This is a genomic window from Paenibacillus terrigena DSM 21567 (genome assembly GCF_000374845.1).
GTDB lineage: Bacteria > Bacillota > Bacilli > Paenibacillales > Paenibacillaceae > Paenibacillus_K > Paenibacillus_K terrigena.
Map to the genome: position 1 here is coordinate 14,512 of NZ_KB895432.1, position 20,981 is coordinate 35,492.

Here is a 20,981-nt window from a genome sequence, read left to right on the forward strand (position 1 = left end):
TACCGAAGGTTCTTTCTTTACTCTGATTTAATTTTATATTTGATTTTCACATAAGGATTTTTAATATATTCCGCCCACAAATCTTCAACCGATTGCCCTGTTATTTCTTTAAAAACATTAATATGGTAAGTATTCTGTTGCATTTGTTTGTTTAATATTTCTACTACTTTATTATTCTTGTTTTGTTCGATCCATAAGAGAAAGCGTGCAGTCTCTCCATAACCACTATTATAATTATCAGTTTCTTTGGGTTCTCTAAATTTCCAATCTTCATGGTGAGGTCCGTATACATATCTAACATAATCTGCTATTCCTTCTGTAATCCACCCTGTCTCATTGTCATACCTTGGATACGCTTGTACAATGTGTGTTAATTCATGTGTAAATAGCCCTAAATCCCATGGATGATTAAGGATCCATTTAGAGCTTACAACAATCATTCCATCATCTGCATATGCTACTCCATCGTATGTAGGATCGAATTTTAAAATCACTTTTTTGGTTGCAGTTTTTGGGTCAGAATACTTTGTTAATAATTTTGGATAGACATCAAAATATAGTTCAACAAAATCACTAATAATAGGATTGATTGCTGGATTATCCACCTCATTAATCACTTCTAAGATATATCCACGTTTTTCATATTGTCCCCCAGATTCAACAACATGAGATTTATTAGCGCTTTCATTTGCCAAAACACTATGGGTACTTAAAGTACTTAAAAGTATAACTGCACAGACTACACTACTTAACAGCCTTTTCATGAAAGATCGATCCTCCTAAATATATTCAGATTTGATAGATAGAATATAAGATTCTAGATGACTCTTTTAAAAACTATATCCCTCCTTCCTTTGAATGTTAATTTCTCATGACTCATCGATCACTTTGTCTTGACAATCCTATCATCCTGTAATAAAGCAACCGACAGAATCCCGTAAGCTGCTTTATTAAACCGATTATAAGTCTAACCGACACAATCCTCCACTGACTATTATTGATATTATTATGACCAATTGTTACGTGAAACGGCTGCCGATTCATGCAGCCGGCAGCCTGTTTTTACATACTTTATACCGGTGATTCCTTTTGCTTCTTACACGATTGACATTCCAAGCTTCTTATCCCCGAACGATACGGATTCTATGCCCGCTTCTTTCCCGTACCGAACGCTGGAAAGCAATACGTTTTCCTGTAGGACATGATCGAAACGCTCCAGCTCCGTTATGAAGTAAGAATTTTCTACATCCGGTTACATCCTAGATCTTTAGTTTCCGTTATTCCAAGCCAGCAATTGTAGTCTGAAGATTTAGACTGATCTGATAAAAGCAACAGCGGCAAACTAGGGCGGAAAATAAAGTCCTAGACTACCACTGTTATGGCTGCCAATATTCAACTATCGTGTCCCGTTAGCTCAACGGCATCCACGATTTGACGCCAACTTCAATAAAAAAGAGAACAGGCCACCCGTGGCAGTCTGCTCCCTAATTATCTTGAATGCTCCTTACTTCGATATAAATGAGTAATAGAACACCACTTCACTGCGACGGCCTTGATTTCAACGAGCAAACTGATGAAGCCTGCGCTTTGACAATGTGGAAGGCCCTTAACTTGATGTTTTTATTGATCACTTTTTCCTTATAATGCATACAAACATTAAGCTGCATTCCGCTTGTATGCGCGCATCGCAAATAGATATGCGACGATCATTATCCCTAAGCACCACGCTAAAGCGATCCAGATATCATTGCCTACCGGTTGATTTGACAATAGTGCACGGATGGCTTCTACGATAGACGTCACCGGCTGGTTCTCGGCAAAAGCGCGAACGGCTCTCGGCATCGACTCGGTCGGTACAAAAGCTGAGCTGATAAACGGCAGGAAGATTAAAGGATAGGAAAAGGCGCTTGCTCCCTCCACCGTTTTTGCGGACAGTCCGGCAATAGCCGCGATCCAAGTCAAAGCCAGCGTAAACAGTACAAGTATACCGGCTACGGCAAGCCAAGACAGTACCCCTGCAGACGAGCGAAAACCCATAATGAGCGCTACGAGTATGATGACGACAATAGAAATGACGTTGGATACCACCGAGGTCAGCACGTGCCCCCACAGCACGGTGGAACGCGCAATCGGCATGGAGTGAAAACGCTCAATGATGCCCCGCTGCTTATCCAAGAACAGTCGGTAAGCCACATAAGCCACACCGCTGGCAATAGCCATAAGCAGTATTCCAGGCAACAGGTAGTTCACGTAGTTATCCGTACCGGTTTGGATTGCGCCGCCGAACACATAGACGAACAGCAGCATCATTGCAATCGGAGTGATGCAGACCGTGAAGATGGTGTCCATACTGCGGAAAATATGGCGCATGGAACGTCCGAGCATCACGCTCATGTCGCTGAAAAAATGGTTTTTTGCCGTCTCCATTTACATGGCCTCCTTTTTACCGATGATTGCGAGGAATATTTCCTCCAATGTCGGCTGTTTTTCAACATACTCCACCTTTGCGGATGGAAACAGCTTTTTCAGTTCCGCGAGCGTGCCGCCGGCGATAATCCTACCTTCGTGCAGAATGGCAATTTGGTCGGCAAGCTGCTCGGCTTCCTCTAAATACTGCGTGGTCAGGAATACTGTCGTGCCGCCATTGGCAAGCTCCTTTACAATCTTCCAAACCTCGATACGTGCCTCGGGATCAAGCCCGGTGGTTGGCTCGTCGAGGAAAATGATCTGCGGTTTGCCCACAAGGCTCAAGGCGATGTCGAGCCTACGGCGCATACCACCTGAATAAGTAGATGGCTTACGGTCGGCCGCGTCAGTTAAGCCGAAACGTTTCAGCAAATCGTCCGCAACTTGACGCGGATGATCCAGATGCCGCAGCTTGGCAATCATGATCAGATTTTCCCGCCCGGTCAATATCTCGTCAACCGCGGCAAATTGCCCGGTCAAACTAATCGACTGCCGCACATGGTCCGGCTTTGACGCGACGTCAAAGCCGTTTACGGTGGCGGTGCCTCCGTCCTGCTTGAGCAGCGTGGTGAGGATTCTAACAATCGTCGTCTTGCCCGCGCCGTTGGAGCCAAGCAGGGCGAAAATCTCACCTCGCTTCACTTCAAAATCGACGCCCTTTAGGACTTCTGTGTCCTTGAAAGACTTTCGCAGACCTTTCACTTCAATTGCTTTTTTCATCCCGCGATCCCCCTTTTACTTTTTTTTATCCGTAACCTTTTTCATGGCCTTGCTAACTTCTTGGTTAACAGATTCTTGATAGATGTCAGCGTAAGTTTTGGAATCTTTGATTAGATCGTCGCAGAAAGCTGCAACGTCACTACCCGTCACATCGAGCACGCCTTTCCCCAAGGCCGCGCCCTCTTCAAAAAGATCGATAATCCCCGATAGCAAACCCGTACCTTCGGTTAGTTCAACAGGGCCAACCTTAAAGAGATATTTTTGAATCTCTTTATAAACAATCTGATAATCCCGCGGGAGCGCTTTGACACGCGCCACGTGCGCTCGCCACTCTTTTTTGCCTTCGATGATATCTCGAATTCTCATTTTATCCTCCTCCTCCTATTTACCTAGTTTTTTAGCGATATTATTGTTGAGTTGCTCGCGCCACTTGTCGCGATAAGACTTTGCCCCTTCTTCGCCGGCCAGCGCCGAACAGATGCCTTTGATATCGTCACCCAAGACCTCTTGGACACTCTGACCGTCCGCCGCCGCTTCTTCAAGCAGACCAAGCACACCGTCAAAAATTGGCATGAGGTTGCGACCGGTGAAATCTGAGTGCGGCCAAAGATTGGCATTAATTTTTTTCCATGCCGCTTGATAATCAGGCGGTAGCTTTTTGACTCGCGATTCAAAAGATTTGAATTCTTTCGTCATGTCACTGCCAGTAATTTTTTCCCAAAAATTCATTATTTTTTCTCCTTTAACTCGTTAATTTTTGATGAGACGAACCCCCATTTTTCCCAGAACCTCCGCAGTTCCTCGCGCCCCGCGTCATTGATCGCGAAAAACTTTCGCGGCGGTCCCATTTCGGAGGGCTTCTTGGTGATCTCCACCACCTTGTTTTTTTCAAGCCGGATCAGGATGGTATACACCGTTCCCTCCACAACATCTGTGAAGCCAAGGGCGTTCAGCGTCCGCGTGATTTCGTAGCCGTAGGTTTCTTTGCGGCTTATTATTTCTAGGACACAGCCCTCAAGCACGCCTTTGAGCATTTCCGTTAAGTTCTCCAACACAATCACCCTTTACTATTCTGTACGACTGGTATGCAGTATTACTTACTACCACTATAAAGTAACACGTAGTAGTTGGATTGTCAATAGCGTTATCGCTGACACGGATTTTATATTTTCAACTATCCTGCCAGTTAGCGCAACGCGGCTGCCGATCTATGCCGGCAGCCGCGTTTTAGTTATTTATTAAGCTATCGTGTCCCATTAGTTCAATGTCATTTGCTTTTGTAATCGATTAAACATTCCTTGGATTGCATTTTCTAGTCTCCGACTGTCTTTAATAAGCCTTCTCGAAGCCTCATTAAATAATCTTCATACATATTAAGAGTATAAAATTCAATCACATTATTCTCCGAATCTTTAAAATAAACTCTTCTATGACCTGCTGGGTTAATAATAATTTTATGATCAATACCGCAAAGTTCCAGCCGATTTATTGCATCATCGATATCGGCAAGCTCAATAAAAAATGCTAAATGAACATGTATGCCGCCTTCATCAAAAAGCCCATTCCATTTCGAAATAGGCTCCCTTTTTTCAGTTAATTGGTCTTGATCAAAATCTCTTGGAAGCCATAATCCTAACCTAGTGTTTCCGCCAACATATAGCCATGTAGCCCATACCTCTTCCTCACTATTACTGAATTGCCCATTATTATATCCCCATTTGTCAACAATCGGAAAGCCCAGCTTCTCATGCCAGAATTCAACAGCCAGACTCATGTTTTTCACTTCAAGCACTGCTTCTGATATTCCTTTTGATTTAATTTGCATGATTCGACCGCCTTTGATTAATCATTAATATAAAAAATGAGCTTCACGCTTGATTGTGACGCTATAGTGTCCGTTAGCTTAATCGATGCCGTAATACCAACTAATGAATGTTTCTGGTTTGCAAATTACCTCTTCCCATTTCTTTTCCTGGATGATTTTTTCGACACTTAAAAATGCATACCGCCATGAAGGAATAAAATAGAACGTATTTAATTAACCCCTGTACCCAATCCTTATGCTCATGTAAGAAATTACTGTTCCAATGAGCAATGGTGTTATCGAACAAAGTGTAATAAACTGCAAATGCTACTAGGTAGGTTAATACCTTGTACAGTCGATACTTGGAGAGAAATGCCGCTTTAGGATCGCTCTTGGAATGTCCGACGATAAAAAAATTCAGAATAAGAGTTCAAGAATAAATTTCGCCCTACTTGTGATAAGGTTTGGCGTATCACTCTAGAAGTGAAAAAAGGCACCCTCTTATCAAAGGCGCCTTTACTCGTTTACTCTAAGCATGAACTTCAGAGTCGGTTTCCAAAACAGAAATCCGCTTATTTGGAGATGAGATTACCTGCTTTCCACTGCTTTTCGCCTAGATACCAAACGTTCATCGACGACAGAATTTGTCCATTTTCACGCATGAATGTCCCGTCTGGCATCTTGCTCGGCAAGTATCTCTTTATCTTCCGCGTTATCCCTCGTCACTTTCTGAACGCCAATTGCGCTATATGATATCAAAAGAATCACAGCTATGTAATACCCCTTTACATTTAATTCAAATGGAGCGTTGTAAAGGCCAATTAAGAACATCCCATACCCGATAATCAAACCCGCAAAAGACATGCCTGTAAAAGCTGCTGTATTCCTCATCCGGTGTTTCGAGTTTTCCAAACGAATTTCATTATCTTCTGAATTGTCTCGAACGACCTTCTGTACAACGACACAGCTTATCGTGATTAACACCATGCAAAGCAGATAATAACCTTTCACGTTCAATTCCCAATCTGCGTTGTACACTCCTAGACAGAATAAAAAGAGACCTGCAGCCAAAGCAAAATACGATACTGCCGTAAAGGCAAGCGTGTTCCGTTTGCGATATTTCTGATTCATCTGACGATTCACTCCCGACTATAGAATAGAATGGTGCTGCATTCTTCTCCACTATACATTGGAGATTCGGTATAATTCTACACTATATTAGTTTTTTTGGTAATATTTAAATCATAACTAGACCTTAAAATAATTTGGATTTTAACAAGCATTGCTTATTGGCAGAATAAGTACAATCTATCTTGTATACCCTCTAAGACTTCTTCTGGCACTTCCCTGACCTTGATATCCCCGCCTAAGAAGAGTAGCAAATTAGTTATTTCGGCCAATTCTTCTGAATGATTAACATTGATAAAAGTCTTTAGAATGGCTGAGGTTTGGTAAGGATTCGTATAGGAAATTAAAAATTTTAAAGGGTGATATTTTTTGAACTGGGCAATAAACGGGTACCCATAGGCTGGACACTTTGAAAAAGGTGTTTAGACTGTGAGTGCATTTTTATATGGAACGACAAGTTTCCATCACTTCTCATTGCCCCCGGGTACCAAGTAGTTCATGCAAACGCGCAGCCGTATCCGTTGACGCGGTATAGATCATGATCTTCATCTCCGGATCGTTTGGTTGGTGCAGAACCACATGTTCAAACTCCATCTCGCCGATACGAGGGTCGTTCCAATGTTTATGACAATCGGCTGCGATCTGAACATCATGCCGCAGCCAGGTTTCGCGGAACAGTTCGCTAATATGCATAAATTCCTCTATAAGCTCTTTAAATCTTACATCATTAGGGAAGTGTGCATAATCCGCACGAAACCGGGCAATCATCACCTGCGCTTTGGCTCCCCAATCCGTATTGTTTACTCTAAGCGAAGAATCCGTCAAAAAACGCCTCATCCAATTGGGTCGACTCAGTATTTCCTTAGAGAATGCCGGTAATCGAAATAACAACTCAGCCGCCTTGTTCCACATGAGTAAATCCCAACCTCTCCCCAATATGACTACAGGATTTGGTTCAAGTGACCTGACCATCCGCTCAATTCCGATACTTACCTCCTGACTCTTTTCTCCCCTCGATTCCTTAGGTTTTGCAAGCATATAAAGATAACGGCGTTCATCTACGGTCAATCGCAAAGCAACAGCCAAGCTATCCAGCACTTCCTCCGACGGACTTACATCTCGATCCTGTTCTAACGAGGTATACCAGGATGTGCCGATGTGGGCAAGCTGGGCCACTTCTTCCCGCCTAAGTCCCGGTGTTCGGCGCCGACCGTATGAGAGCAGCCCCACTTCCTCCGGAGTAAGACGTTGCCTACGAGCCCGTAAGAATTCCCCTAACGATATGTTTGAACCGATCTCATCCACTGTGGATCTCCCCTTATCCTGACACTGCCAATCATACGATAAACGCAGGAAGGCAATGGATTCCGTAATACGCTATTCTTCAAGTATAGCACCAGCAAATCAAAGGAGGAATTAGAATGAATATTTTCGTCACCGGGGCTACAGGTAAAGTTGGGAGTCGTTTGGTCCCTAGATTGTTGCAGCGTGGTCATCACGTTAAAGTATTAATTCGCGACGTCGCGAAGGCGGAATCATATCCGTTGCAAGGTGCCGAGATTGTCGAAGGGAATTTGATGCAGGCAGACAAACTTGAGGAAACGCTTCGTAACATGGATGTCGTCATACACCTCGCTGCCCAATTCCGTGGTGTAGATGAGGCAACGGCAAAAAGCTCGAACATCCATGCTACCATTGCCTTAGCGAACGCCGCAATAAAGGCGGAAGTTCCGCGGTTTGTGTTTGCCAGCACCAATCTGGTATACGGTTCTGGTGGCCAATTGAGACCAAACCGTGAAGATGACGACTTGCGGCCTGCATTTCTGTATCCTCAAACCAAAGCGACTGCCGAAGAAGCGCTATTCCAACTTCACGTTGAGCAGGGTTTGGGGCTACGAATCGTACGTCTTGCATTCGTCTATGGAGAGGGAGATCCGCACATTTACGAATTTCTCCCTATCATGAATACGTGGAATCCAGCCAAACGGCTCCATATGGTGCATCATGCGGATGTAAGCCAAGCGTTACTACTCGCTGCCTCCACTCCAGGCATAGATGGTCACGTCTATAATGTTGCCGATGATGCTCCTATCTCCGTTGCCGAGTTGATTCAGTTTCACGGGCACTCCGGTCAATACGCGGCAGAAGTCTCGCATAGTGAGTTTAACCCATTTGATATGATCGTAGACACGACCCGAATAAGAGACGAGATGAATTATCGTCCGATTTTCCCCTCATTCTACACAGCGAGAGATGCAGGCGGTTTGTAATAAATATTCGTGAAATCCTCAGTATGAATCAAATATGATTCAAAACTTGCCGTTATTTATGATAGGGTTCAGCATTCATCCTGAAGGCGAAATTACCTGCGGCAACGTGACTGCCGATCCATGTCGGTAGGCGCGTTTTAGTTATTTAATTTAGCTATAGTGTCCCGATAGTTCAATAACTTAGCATCATATAGCTCGTGAATCGAGTTATTACAGCGTTCGGAGTTCCCTACGGCTCAATTCGTACACATCGTTCCTATCTGTGAATACCTGGGTTGAGCGCCCAAACTGCTGCAAAAAGCATCATGCTTATTCCTAATAACATATTTTCACGGACTTCATCTTAACCCCCCAGTTTAAATAGATACTTTCCTGCTTCGAGAAGAGGAATTGAACTATCGTGTCCCGTTAGCTTAATGCGTTGTGCCTCAGATGACTGAAAAATAAGCAAACCAGTATATTCTGGTTGATATAATAATGCGAAGCTCATGCTTGCTTTGGTTATTGATCTGTCCTATCGGATCGTATTCTTCCCCCCCACTTTCAAATCACTTCTATTGCTCTAATTATCATGCAATAATATCCTATTAAATGGAAGGTTGATTTTGTTTTTGCTGTTCCAATATTTCTGCGAAGCATCTGTCTGCCACCACGCTAAACTGCCCGTAAGCTAGGTAAAGGCAGTCGAAATAAAAAATGAACTGCACCTCCAACTGTTAGATGGTGTCTAACAATTGGGGTACAGTTCACCAAAAGAAGTCGGCTGCCTTTTACTGTCTTTATTGAGCTATCGTTTCCCGTTAGCTTTGCGAAGTAAATTTTTTTAACAATGTTGCCAAATTTATTGAGGTGCTTTCGTTCCAAGTAATTTTAATCCTAATCCGATAAATATAATCCCAGTTATTTTGTTTAAGTAGGTACCAATTCTTTGGTTTACATTTATCTTCTTAGTGATGAAAGAGGAAAAATAAGCAACAAAAAGACACCAAATCAATCCAGTGAATGAAAATGTCAGTCCTAAAATTATGAATGAGATTGGACCAGAAGCCTTTGTATCAATAAATTGTGGAAGAAAGGATAGGAAAAATAAAGATACTTTTGGATTTGTAAGACTTGTCAACATCCCTTGTAAGTATATTTTTATGGGGTTGTGGTTATTTGTTTTCGATGCACTAAAATTTAAATTTGATTTATCCAGTAACATTCTAATTCCCAGATAAACTAAATAAATAACTCCAACTATTTTAATAAAATTGAATAATACAATGGACTTTGTAAGTATAATTGACAATCCAAAAGCAACTAACAAAGTATGGATTAAAGATCCACTAATAATACCGAAAACAGAATACACTCCAGCTTTCCTACCCTGAGAAACACTTCTTCCAACAATATACATTGTGTCTGCCCCAGGAATTAGATTTAAAAGAATTCCTGTAAGCAAAAATACTTCGTAATTTATTATTCCAAACATTTTGTTACTTCCGCCTCCCCATTTTTAAAATACATAAAGAAGAAACAATACTATAGGTAAGACATCAAGTCAATCATTGATTAACATGTAATCTTGTTGCTATCCTGCCCGTTAACGCAACGCGGCTGCCAATCTATGCCGGCAGCCGCGTTTTAGTTATTTATTAAGATATCTGTCTCGTTAGTTCAGTCGATTATTTATACATTTGTACGTACCACATATTAAATCCAAGTTCATCATAAAATCTTGCTGTTTGTTTCCACCGTTTATTTGATGATCCAACTAACACTCGCGTTACACTGTTTTCTTCTGCTTTTGAGATTAACTCCTTTATAAGTCTTTTTCCTAATCCTTGTCCTCTATGATCTACATGTATGTATACTTCGTATTATTTCTAAGTAGTTATCTCCCCGTGAAATTACTGGTTCAGCATTCCCTTTCTTTACCGTGCCAAATGAATAGCCCACAATACCTCTGCCTACAACAAGAAAGTAATCATTTAGAGCGTTAATCAAGCTCTCTTCAGTATGATTGACATTTTCATATCCAATGGTGACTTCTTCAGTAGCCCATTGCTTGGATAATTTCAATACTTGTTGTATGTCTTCTGACAGGTATGTTCTTATTTCGTATAAAATAAACCCTCCTAAAAAGAAGGATAATACCAATTGATAATTCGATGTTCCCAATAAATTATCCTGCACGATAATGCAACGCGGCTGCCGATTTTTGCCGACAGCCGCGTTTTAGTTATTTATTAAGCTATCGTGTCCCGTTAGCTTAATGACCTAGCCTGAGAATACTTTATCAAACACATCTTGAAGGAATATCGCTTAAACGGTCTAAATGTACCTAAAAAACAGTCTAGATAAGAGAATAAACTGTTTTTTTTGATGAAGAGGCATCGGCGTATGCCCATTTCCAGTGTAATAATTGTTTACCCTGTGAACAGAGTGAATTATGTTCGCAGGAAATTTTTATACCAACACTAACTCAAAACGAGCGAAAATATCTTCTTCATACCACATCGTGAAATTAGTTCCCCATGTTGTGTTCAATAGTGTAAACGTAAATTTATTGTTGTCTTGATGGTATTTGTTGTTATAACTTAGATTGTTATTTGTTCCGATTCCCAAAAGAGGGGCATCAATAGGTTTAATATTGATTTTTTTATCGCTACCATCGTAAATTAACTCTTCAATCATGTGTTGCAACTTATTTCCGTGACCTACCACTTCAAAAGGTGAAATAACGGTATCAATTTTACGAATCTTAGTTAAGTACGGCGAATTCAAACGTGGTGTAATGTCAAAAGAATAAATTTCTGGATAACGAATTGCATCTTTATCCTTTAATAAAAGTGCAATTTCAACTTTATCTCCAAATTGATATTTAACCTTTACAACTCTTGGAGCACCATACTCCTCCACAGCTCTTTGGCTATACTTTAAAGTTGCAATAATCGAATCATTTTCCTTAACTAATTTCACAACATGTGGTGTGAAATTTTCATTCAATTGAATGCGTTTTTGAATTTCCATTCCTGGCTTTAAGAAGTCAATTGCCCACCAATTATGTTGTAATTCACGCAAATAGTTGTAACGTAGGTTATCATAGTCATTTTGCCCAGCAATTGTATAGCTCAGAACCCCGAGTTTGTTGTCCTGATCAAAGTAAAGTGTTCCATCCTTTTCTAAGTGGTTAATTGAACCATCGCTAGCAAACATAACTTGATACCCGTTTACCGAAATCAATTCTTCCAAACCACATTCAATACCTTGGTTTTCAAAGATATGATATGGAACTTCGATAAGTTTTTTAATGTTATTTTGATCCTTAGGCTCCAAACAAGCTATTGCACGATCAACGTTCTTGCGTTGTTCTTTCCATGAAGACTCATAAAATTTGTACGAACGATCAGTCCACTCATTATAAGTGAATTGCATTTCGCCAACAGTTGCATCTTTAACAATTCCATAAGCGTAGGTTAAATCAAGATCGGTAATTTGGTCTAAACTACGCGCTCGTTGGAAGTCTTTCTTTTCATAATTCATATAGTCACTGAAATAGCGTTTGATATCCATTCCGCAAGTATGCTCTGGAACTAACATCGCATAGAAATTAGCATCATCATTTTCTATTTTGTTATCAGACATGTAATTAGTTAAAATCCGATAATCACGAATGATTTTCGGATCAGACATCATTCCGTGAATCCATGTGTCCCCAATCTCCTCTGTAATAACTGGCAGTTGGTCACGTACTTCCCAAATTTCATTTGAAAACTGATCCATTGAAGTCATTTCAAGCTCATAGTCTGGATACTCATTCGCCATTTTTGACAAAAAGACGTTAATTTTCTCTTTTGTTCCTGGACCACTATTATCATGAGTATGCATAAACGCCAGCTTGTTATCCATGCAATCAATTCCGATTACGCCACCATAGTCGTCTGAATAAGAGACAATTATCTCACTTTCGCCATTCTTCCATAGAAATGTATCTGGAACTTCTGGAATTGAGCTCGAGCCATTTACACCAATGTGTAGGAATTTAATTCCTTGACGATATAACTCATCAACAATCCCGATAGTATGTCCTGGGACGTCAGTCATCTTTGCGCTTGTTGTTTTGTATCCATAACGAGCATCTAACTTCTTTGAGATTGAAGTCATGTAATGTAAAGTTTGAGGTGTCATAGTTTCAGATTCAAACGTACACGGGATTGCGTGCCAGCGAATGTAACCTTTCTTTATGGCGTCGTCTAGCTTTTTACAAGCTTCTTCATCCATGTTTTTGAAGTAATATTCAATAATAAAGCTACCTGTTGTCCAAACAAAGTCTTTGCCTTCTTTTCTTAAGTCTTCAGCTAAAGTGATTGCGTTTTGAATGTAATCATGGCAATACTTGTGCAAGACATTTTCTGCTAAATCGGTAAAACCAATGTCAAAATGAGTTTTGTTTACCACATAGATTTTTTTCATTTCTATAATCACGCCTTTCTTAGTCATAATACGTCGTGAAATAATTGCTTTCAGGCTTTTACTCCACTTTTGATTTTTACAAGGTTCGGCCATTCCAATTCGGACTCTGAATCATGATCTCTCATAAAATACCTCTTAATAATTAATTATTGGTATTTCACTTAACATCTCCGCATATTGTGGGGTATTCGAAGTAATAATAGGTCATTCCATACGTCTAGTATTTATTTTATACGGACACATCTTTATAAAATCCTGACATTTTAATGTGTCTACCACCTGTTTCATACGATAAAATCTGATAAAACCAAATCAATCGCGAAAAAGTCATTAATACTCTAATTGAATTGTTTAATTAAACTGCCCGTTAGTTTAAATAACGGAACGTCAGTTTAATACTATATTTTCACAGTCTACAACTTTATTTTCACTGGACATTTGGCGTCCTTTCTAAGGCAGAGAACATTTGAATTTGTAAGCACTAGAGGAGACTCGACTTGCTATAATGGATTTTCGCAATATGGGACACACGTTGGAACATCTTCATCTATAATGGATTGTCGCAGGATAGCTGCTGCTAAATAGAGGCATTAAATGTTTTATGGTTAATTCTAGTGGATTCATCCAATATAGCAAGCAGGTTTAGCACCTAAAGAAATGAGGCCAACCAGAAGTTTCTGGCTGACCTAATAAAACGAAAAGAGAACCTACTCTCACAGATTCTCCTCTTCCACATATATTCTTATGATTGAGTTACCCCTGCAAAGCCTTTCTCACACTGAGAATGTACTTCGATTGATCCAACGGATTCACTCCGCGCCGTTGGCGCTCCGCCTTCACATCAGGTGGACAGACCTCATATCCATCGAAAAAGGTTGCAATCGTTCCCCGCCCCTTCGTCAAAGAACCCAGCTCCATTGGATAATCTAGGGATGTAGCTACAGGCACCCGACCCTCAATGACCATCCTGTCTCCATATAGGCTTCGCGGTTCAAAGGTTCCCCGCATCAGAATAAGGTCATTCATTACACGCCCACCGAACTCCTCCGGTACGACAATGCGGAACTGTAAGATCGGCTCCAGCAATTGCGTCCCTACATTGGCCAGTCCGTCCATAATGCCCATAGGCGTCGCTACGGCGAAATCAAGCGGATGCGTATGCCATACATGATGCTCGCCATCGATTAGCTTCACCGTCAAATCCGTAACTTCCCAGCCATGCAATCCTTGCTGCAGCGCTTCGGGAACTCTTCGAGCCACTTCATTCTGATACTGGAGGAGCAGCTTTTCCGTTCGAACATCGGCTTCATAGTGCAGACCGCTGCCGCGCGGCCCAGGCTCAATCCTGAAGCGGAGAATCGCCCAACAAGGCTTCGGCATCGTATAGGCAATAAACCCTTCTCCGGCAAGTGCCGGCGTTTCTTTATAGATGACGGAGGGTTGTCCGAATTGTACTTGCAGCCCATACCGATTTGCCAGCATATTCGTTAGGATCTCCAGCTGAATGGGGCCCATCACTTTCACGTGGAGCTCCCGCTCATCCTGCATCCACTGCACGTCAAGCAGCGGATCCTCATCAGATAGTTCTTGCAGCGCTTGAACAACCCTCGGATATTCCGCTTCGTTCACCCAATGCGCTTGAACCGTCAAGAGCGGTACAGCAAGCCGCGCTTCATCCGGAATCGCGTCCGGTCGACCCAACATATCCCCAATTCGGACCTGCGTCATCCCGCAGACAGCGGCAATATCTCCGGCTTGAAGGACGCCGATATCTTCTGACCGTCCACCGTCTACTTTACGAATTTGCGTAATCTTCTCTTCTAACTGCTGTGTATGATTATAGATCATATCCCGATTCCGCATGACTCCTTCATATAGACGAACATATGCCATCCGCCCCATCGTCTTATCGCGTTCAATTTTGAACACAATCCCTGACAACGGCGCTTCCGTATCTCCCTGCGCTGCGGGCAAATATTCAACCATGGCATCCATGACTGCCGTTACGCCAATTCCCTTACCTGCCGCACCGTAGAAGAGCGGAAAGATCTCTGCCCGCTGCGACATATCGATCGCATGCTGTTTCCAATCGGATAGGTTGATCGTGTCACCGTTCAAATAACGCTGAAGCAAGTCCTCGTTCCGATCCGCAAGGAATTCATAGACCGACTCATCTCCGTTCATCCAACCATTCTCTGCTCCCCGGAAATCTTGTTCGACACCGATGGGCACTTGAAGCGGGATCACATCAGCAGACAAATATTTATGAATACCTTCCATCACAGATGCTGCATCCGCTCCGATACGATCCATTTTGTTCACGAAAATAAGAGTTGGAATCCGCAGCTTGCGTAGCGCGTTCCAGATCACCTCCGTCTGAGCCTGCACACCTTCGACAGCGGAAATAATCAGCACAGCACCGTCCATGACGCGTAAGGATCGTTCTACTTCGGACAGAAAATCCACGTGGCCCGGGGTGTCTACGAGATTCACGGATTGCCCTTTCCATTGAAAAGATGTCATCGCTGCTCGAACCGAAATCCCTCGTTCTTTCTCAATATCCATCGAATCCGTCAAAGCGGTGCCCGCATCCACGCTGCCTAAGGATCGAATCCGACCGCTCTCATATAACATATGCTCCGTCGTTGTCGTCTTTCCCGCATCCACATGCGCAAAAATGCCGACGTTGCGTTGTTGTCCCATTGTAAATACCTCTATATCTACTGTGTCCATAATATAATTCCCTTTCTTTATCTACCGCTTTTCGAAGAATTCTCCAATTACCCCCCATTTACCTTAATAATCAGAGCAATGGTTGCGTTAAACTTCCCTTTAGTTGAGTAACTGTTATTCTTATATCCATTTCATATTTACGGTGGTAGAGTACTCGTCGACGTTCCCCACGCAGCTAGGCATAAATTTGTATGGTTGATGCTTTTTGATGCCCCAACATGCCTTGAATCTTCGAGCTCTCCCCCAATCAGCGATCCGTTTTAATGCCTACCTGATCGTCGGAATACCCATTCGACTTGTTGGATGTGTATCGGATACAATTGTGTGATTTGGTTGTTTTCACGATTATCACTCCTGCGACTGTATCCGAGTTATCAAGAAAATTTAATTTATAGGAATTTCGTTATATAATTCGTCCCCTTCAAATAAATACCTGCTTATTAAACTAAACTGAATGTTAGCGCAACAAGGCCGCCAAACGAGCTGGCAGCCTTGTCATGGTTGAACTAACGTGTCCCGTTAGTTCAATAACAGCCAATTATAATTTTTTCTTTTGTATTCTTTTAATAAATATCCAAGTGTAATAAATTTACCAAAAAACAATAGGAACTAATAACATATAAGGTCTCTTATTGCTGGAAGACCCGATTTTATTATAATGATTGCATCAAACATTGGGTAGCAAAAGACATGTCCATTTTAGAAAGCGAAATCCATTCTTATTCGCAGATCACACTAACTATGACCCAAAAATATACGCAACTTCTCGTCGCATCCCAAGGTGGTGTGTTGACTTCGTTCTATGAACAAAAAAACCGCCACCATGCAGAATAATCTGCGAATGATGACGACTCTTCTAAGATTCACAACTTCGAAGCGAATTCGGCGCTACTCTTTTTTTGAAGCGTTCCGCAAGGTTTGCATCGCTTTCCGGTAATCGGCGTCGGACATCTTGCCGAAGTTGACGGGCTGCCGGTTATCCGTTTTCTCCGTGGTTTGTTTTAATTGCCTGAGCGATTGCCGGAAGGATGCGTTATTTGCTGCAGACGGTGAGACAACCTCCCGTTCTACTGGCGTATCCTGACTTACGCTTGCGAGAGGCTCATCGGTGAGCGGAGCATCCTCGTGCAACTCGGCTTCCGTTACCGTCTCGGTAACAGGTTCTGTCTTCGTTACGGAGTCAGTTGTTGTGGATGATCCTTGCCTAGATGACCGATTCGCATGCCGTACGTTCACTATGATTAAGATGATAATGACAACAAGCGCCACAATGCCATATCCGATAATGAGCATTCGATCATCTCACCCCTCGGCCTGTCATTTTGCCCGCTAAGCGCGCGACGCGTTCGCCTAATGCTTTTCCTAGTGCCATTTCATCCTCGCTCGGTAAATTGGGTGAATCGTCTGGCGATTCTTCCAAGCGGCAAGTGATCCCTACGCCGTAGTACGATCCATATAACACATTTTCGGGAACAGTAGCCGGCAATCCAACGATTATCATACCTTGGTGAAGCATCGGCGTAATCAAATTTAACATCGTAGCTTCAATACCGCCATGTTCGGTCGCGATCGTACAGAAGACTGCCCCCAGCTTGTCCACCAGCTTACCGTGAGCCCATAAATAACCTAGTTTGTCGATCCACGTCTTCAGACCTGCGCTGATACTGCCAAAATGCCCAGGACAACCCCAAATGATCGCATCCATGCGCTCAAGTTCATGAACATCCGCTTGATCCACATGGTACAGATATGCATGAGCTCCTTGAACGCCCTGTACGCCTTGCGCTATTGCCTTCGCCAAAGCCTCCGTATGGCCATCCTCGCTGTCGTACACGATATATATGTTCATGCATGCTTTCCCTCCAACATCTCTTTACTTGCTGCTATATACTTTTCCTCGATCGTCCTATTACTATCCATCTTTATGGATAATTGGCAAGCGCTATCGAAACACTAAGTTCCAACACACTAACAATTGCTCTGCAATAGGAAGGAATCGATCGAAATGAAAAGCTCTCGAATTGTCATTGTGAATATTCTGGTACTTCTCATTCTGTTAGGGGGAGGTGCCGTTGCCGTCTACTATTACAATCAGTCCATCAACTATATTTCAACGGACAATGCCAAGGTAGACGGTCAAGCTATCACGATAGCATCGACGTCTCCAGGCTTGCTGCAGTCTTGGCGAGGCAAGGTAGGCGATACGTATACGGCTGGGCAAGATCTTGGCACGGTGCTCACGGATAAAGGCAATGTATCCATTAAGATGCCACATTCCGCTACAATCGTCCTACAAAACGCCGCGGTCAATACCGTTGTCGGAGCAGGAATGTCGCTTGCGAAAGCGTTCGATCTAGGGGACTTGTACGTCACCGCCAATGTGAAAGAGACTCAGATTAACGACGTGAAAGTGAATCAGACCGTCGATGTTTACGTAGACTCTTTTCCCGGTACGGCACTGACAGGCAAGGTCGATCAGATTGGACTTGCAACCGCCGGAACCTTTTCCCTATTACCTACCTCCAACACGACAGGAAATTATACGAAGGTGACGCAAGTCATTCCTATCAAAATCTCTTTGGACGGGTATCGCGGTCTCGGATTGGTTCCCGGGATGAGCGTATCTATACGTATCCATAAATAAGGGGGGGCCACATGAGCGAAAAAAGTATAGCACCCACGGTTACCGTTCTCATTCTGGGGATGTTCATCGCGATCTTGAACCAAACCATGGTGAATGTTGCCATCCCGCACATGATGACGGATTTGAATGTGTCCACGACGACGGTTCAATGGTTATCAACAGGGTTCATGCTGGCCAATGCGATTATGATTCCCATCAGTGCCTTTCTGATGGAGTCCATTTCGACCCGTATCCTGTTCGCCATGGCGATGGCGATGTTCACGATCGGATCCCTCATTTGCGGCTTGGGCCCGACCTTCTCCATTGTATTGGTCGGCCGCATCGTGCAAGCCATTGGAGCGGGCGTATTGATGCCGCTCGTCACCAATATCTTCCTGCGCATCTTCCCCCCCGAGCATATGGGGCGCGCCATGGGCATGATGGGGATTGCGATGATGTTCGCGCCTGCGCTCGGACCGACCTTTGCAGGCTACATGGTGGAGCATTTTTCATGGCGCATCTTGTTCTTTGTCATGGTTCCGCTCGGCGCGATCGAAGTCATCCTGACGTTCAAATATTTGTCTAATATACTGAAGCTCACTTACCCTAAGCTGGATTGGCAAGGGGCCGTCTTATCGACCGTAGGCTTTGGAGCGCTGCTGTATGGGCTTAGCGAGGCTGGAAGCAGAGGCTGGGGAGATCCTGTCGTGGATATTTCCATTATCGTCGGAGTCCTATCCCTCATCTTCTTCGTCATAAGGGAGATGACAACAAGCAGCCCTCTTTTGAATTTGACGGTATTCAAAAATCTCACCTTTACCATGTCGACCGTCGTAAGCGTCATCGTGAATATGGCAATGTTCGGGGCGATGCTCCTACTCCCGATTTATGTTCAGAATATTCGGGGCTATACCGCTTTGGAGTCGGGGTTGCTGCTGCTGCCTGGAGCACTGCTGATGGGTGTGATGTCGCCGATCTCGGGTACGTTATTTGATAAATTTGGCGTAAGGCCGCTCGCGATCATCGGATTAGTTATCACTTCGATTACAACCTATCAGTTCACGAAGTTAACCGATGAGTCGACGTATTACCACCTGATGACGCTCTATGCGCTAAGAAGTTTCGGGATTTCCTTCATTATGATGACGATCATGACCGAGGGGCTCAATGCGCTGCCTCCGAAATTAAAGAGCCATGGCACGGCGGTGTCCAATACGATGCGCCAGGTTGCCAGTTCATTTGGAACCGCAGTACTTGTAACGGTGATGTCGACAAGAACAACCGAACATGTGGCATCCTATTCGAACAATTTGACGCTGAGCAATACGATTGCATCCGAGAACTTCGCAAACTTGGGTGCAGGCATCTCATCGCTTACAGGACTGCCTTCAGAAATGGGCGGCGCTTATACGTTATCGATCATTGGAGGATTGGTGACGAAAGCATCCACCATCAGCGGAATTAACGATGCCTTCGTCGTTGCGACAATCATTACTGTCATTGGTATTTTCTTCTCGCTGTTCTTGAAGCGGCCCAAGAAAATATCGGAAGGATAATCGGATGCAGCCTCTATTTGGCAAAGCGTATCTTTACCAAAGAGCCATAGAATCGCTTCTATGGCTCTTTTTGCGTTCATTGAGCCATGTGCAACCCCAAATCTATGTTTTTAGTCCTGTTTACTTGCCAATACCTTACAAATGTGCGCATACTTAATTACACGTTTTCATTCCCCAGCAGATGATCCAAGCTTCTGCCCAGTAGTTACAATAGAAAACTCTACTTATGGACTATAATAAACTTTGTTGAAACTATCCTGCCCTTTAGCAGGGAAAAGACAGCCGATAAACTCGGCTGCCTATTTCTAATGGTTATTGCGGTATAGTTTCCCGTTAGTTCAATCATTGGATTTCATCTCTGATCCTTTTCTAAAATCGAATCATTTATATAATTCTGTTTAGAATATATTTATCCGTTCTTGATTGCTTATGCAAATCGCACACCCATAATCCCAGTGATCAAGCCGAAAATAACGCCGAATATGCAAGCCGCCAGCCAGATCTTTCTACTACCACCTTCTTTCAAGAAACACAACCCTACAATGCCTAATAAAATCCCCTCGATCAAAAACCACGGTTCAAAGAGCATTAGATCCCACAAAACATAGGCATCTTCATGGATGTGAAATGATCCCGACTCCAAACCAACTCCCCCACTGATTTGAAGTATTCGATAAACAATTCCAAAAATGCCGTGCGAAGCGGATAACGAACACCCTGCCCAGGATATAAATAACAACATATAACTAGAAACTCTACCCTTATTCCAATAAATAAATGCAAGACCAATGAGTCCGACAACGGTTAGAAATACAGTTGCAATCCAATTAATAAATTCAAAATGGAGCGAATGTACTATATTAGGTTTTAGAATACCCCCACCCCTTTTGCCACCTAAAGCCCAATAAAGGTGAGGAAGCATATAGGAAATGGACCAAATAAACACTACGTAACCCGACCAAACCAGCGATTTTGTTTTCGATTGTTGGGTTTGCGAATTCATATCTATCGGAACACACCTCCTGTGACTCTTTCGTTCGAACTATAGTCATTGAACAGGTTTGATACCATTAGCAAGATTCCCATCCCTTTCAATCCAACATTTACTTATAAATTATACGTGAATGATAAGAAGTGTTGACTAATACTGCCCGTACGTTGAGTCTTTTACAAAAAAGATAGCACAGACGAGATTCCCTCGTACCATGCTATCCTTCCAACTT

20 protein-coding genes and 1 pseudogene are annotated in these 20,981 nt (G+C 43.0%); 3 read left to right on the forward strand and 18 right to left on the reverse strand.

Annotation, left to right across the window (positions count from 1 at the left end; all coding sequences use genetic code 11):
- Positions 1–17 precede the first annotated feature (17 nt).
- The 10 genes and pseudogenes from C558_RS32105 to C558_RS0128210 form a co-directional block, all read right to left on the reverse strand.
- A complete protein-coding gene (locus C558_RS32105) occupies positions 18–764 on the reverse strand; it encodes a basic secretory protein-like protein (protein ID WP_018759642.1) in 747 nt (248 codons plus the stop codon).
- An 892-nt stretch (positions 765–1,656) separates the two neighbouring features.
- Complete coding sequence (locus C558_RS0128175) at positions 1,657–2,427, reverse strand: ABC transporter permease (RefSeq protein ID WP_018759643.1); 771 nt, start codon at positions 2,425–2,427, stop codon at positions 1,657–1,659.
- Positions 2,428–3,186: an ABC transporter ATP-binding protein gene (locus C558_RS0128180; RefSeq protein ID WP_018759644.1), complete on the reverse strand. Its 759-nt coding sequence runs from the start codon at positions 3,184–3,186 to the stop codon at positions 2,428–2,430.
- Between the two features lie 15 nt (positions 3,187–3,201).
- A complete protein-coding gene (locus C558_RS0128185) occupies positions 3,202–3,552 on the reverse strand; it encodes a DUF1048 domain-containing protein (RefSeq protein ID WP_018759645.1) in 351 nt (116 codons plus the stop codon).
- Between the two features lie 15 nt (positions 3,553–3,567).
- Positions 3,568–3,915 carry a DUF1048 domain-containing protein gene (locus C558_RS0128190; RefSeq protein ID WP_018759646.1) on the reverse strand — a complete coding sequence of 116 codons (348 nt, stop codon included), beginning with the start codon at positions 3,913–3,915 and terminating at the stop codon, positions 3,568–3,570.
- The gene (locus C558_RS0128195) at positions 3,915–4,220 is read right to left on the reverse strand and encodes a PadR family transcriptional regulator (protein WP_018759647.1); all 306 of its coding nucleotides are present in this window, start codon (positions 4,218–4,220) and stop codon (positions 3,915–3,917) included. The genes C558_RS0128190 and C558_RS0128195 overlap by 1 nt, the downstream gene beginning before the upstream one ends.
- A 278-nt stretch (positions 4,221–4,498) precedes the next feature.
- Positions 4,499–5,011, reverse strand: coding sequence for a VOC family protein (locus C558_RS0128200; RefSeq protein WP_018759648.1), 513 nt, complete (start codon positions 5,009–5,011; stop codon positions 4,499–4,501).
- Positions 5,012–5,644: 633 nt separating this feature from the next.
- Positions 5,645–6,121, reverse strand: a complete 477-nt coding sequence (locus C558_RS0128205; protein ID WP_018759649.1) for a YiaA/YiaB family inner membrane protein — start codon at positions 6,119–6,121, stop codon at positions 5,645–5,647.
- A 155-nt stretch (positions 6,122–6,276) separates the two neighbouring features.
- Positions 6,277–6,501 (reverse strand): annotated as a pseudogene (locus tag C558_RS33490) (helix-turn-helix transcriptional regulator); the annotation flags it as partial.
- An 88-nt stretch (positions 6,502–6,589) separates the two neighbouring features.
- Positions 6,590–7,423 (reverse strand): helix-turn-helix transcriptional regulator, encoded by an 834-nt coding sequence (locus C558_RS0128210; RefSeq protein ID WP_018759650.1) that lies wholly within the window; start codon positions 7,421–7,423, stop codon positions 6,590–6,592.
- A gap of 116 nt (positions 7,424–7,539) precedes the next feature.
- On the opposite strand from C558_RS0128210, the gene C558_RS0128215 reads away from it, so the two are divergent.
- Positions 7,540–8,388: an NAD-dependent epimerase/dehydratase family protein gene (locus tag C558_RS0128215; RefSeq protein WP_018759651.1), complete on the forward strand. Its 849-nt coding sequence runs from the start codon at positions 7,540–7,542 to the stop codon at positions 8,386–8,388.
- A gap of 841 nt (positions 8,389–9,229) precedes the next feature.
- On the opposite strand, the gene C558_RS0128220 is transcribed toward C558_RS0128215, so the two are convergent.
- The 7 genes from C558_RS0128220 to C558_RS0128240 all read right to left on the reverse strand — a co-directional run bounded on the left by C558_RS0128220 (position 9,230) and on the right by C558_RS0128240 (position 17,428).
- Positions 9,230–9,862 carry a LysE family translocator gene (locus C558_RS0128220; protein ID WP_018759652.1) on the reverse strand — a complete coding sequence of 211 codons (633 nt, stop codon included), beginning with the start codon at positions 9,860–9,862 and terminating at the stop codon, positions 9,230–9,232.
- 193 nt (positions 9,863–10,055) lie between these two features.
- Positions 10,056–10,238 (reverse strand): GNAT family N-acetyltransferase, encoded by a 183-nt coding sequence (locus tag C558_RS35260; RefSeq protein WP_083927302.1) that lies wholly within the window; start codon positions 10,236–10,238, stop codon positions 10,056–10,058.
- Positions 10,222–10,566, reverse strand: a complete 345-nt coding sequence (locus C558_RS34085) for a hypothetical protein (protein ID WP_156826299.1) — start codon at positions 10,564–10,566, stop codon at positions 10,222–10,224. Before C558_RS34085 ends, C558_RS35260 begins: the two co-directional genes overlap by 17 nt.
- Positions 10,567–10,839: 273 nt before the next feature.
- Entirely contained in the window at positions 10,840–12,939 is a 2,100-nt protein-coding gene (locus C558_RS0128225) for a DUF5054 domain-containing protein (protein WP_018759653.1), read from the reverse strand.
- Between the two features lie 660 nt (positions 12,940–13,599).
- Positions 13,600–15,549, reverse strand: a complete 1,950-nt coding sequence (locus tag C558_RS0128230; RefSeq protein WP_018759654.1) for a GTP-binding protein — start codon at positions 15,547–15,549, stop codon at positions 13,600–13,602.
- A gap of 918 nt (positions 15,550–16,467) precedes the next feature.
- A complete protein-coding gene (locus tag C558_RS0128235; protein WP_018759655.1) occupies positions 16,468–16,872 on the reverse strand; it encodes a hypothetical protein in 405 nt (134 codons plus the stop codon).
- Positions 16,873–16,876: 4 nt separating this feature from the next.
- Positions 16,877–17,428: an NAD(P)H-dependent oxidoreductase gene (locus C558_RS0128240; protein ID WP_018759656.1), complete on the reverse strand. Its 552-nt coding sequence runs from the start codon at positions 17,426–17,428 to the stop codon at positions 16,877–16,879.
- Between the two features lie 156 nt (positions 17,429–17,584).
- On the opposite strand from C558_RS0128240, the gene C558_RS0128245 reads away from it, so the two are divergent.
- Both C558_RS0128245 and C558_RS0128250 read left to right on the forward strand, forming a co-directional pair.
- Positions 17,585–18,223: an efflux RND transporter periplasmic adaptor subunit gene (locus tag C558_RS0128245; protein ID WP_018759657.1), complete on the forward strand. Its 639-nt coding sequence runs from the start codon at positions 17,585–17,587 to the stop codon at positions 18,221–18,223.
- Positions 18,224–18,234: 11 nt separating this feature from the next.
- On the forward strand, positions 18,235–19,758 hold the full coding sequence (locus C558_RS0128250) for a DHA2 family efflux MFS transporter permease subunit (protein WP_018759658.1): 1,524 nt from the start codon (positions 18,235–18,237) through the stop codon (positions 19,756–19,758).
- Between the two features lie 427 nt (positions 19,759–20,185).
- Here C558_RS0128250 and C558_RS0128255 read toward each other — a convergent pair whose 3' ends face one another.
- On the reverse strand, positions 20,186–20,761 hold the full coding sequence (locus C558_RS0128255) for a DUF3995 domain-containing protein (protein WP_018759659.1): 576 nt from the start codon (positions 20,759–20,761) through the stop codon (positions 20,186–20,188).
- Positions 20,762–20,981 lie beyond the last annotated feature (220 nt).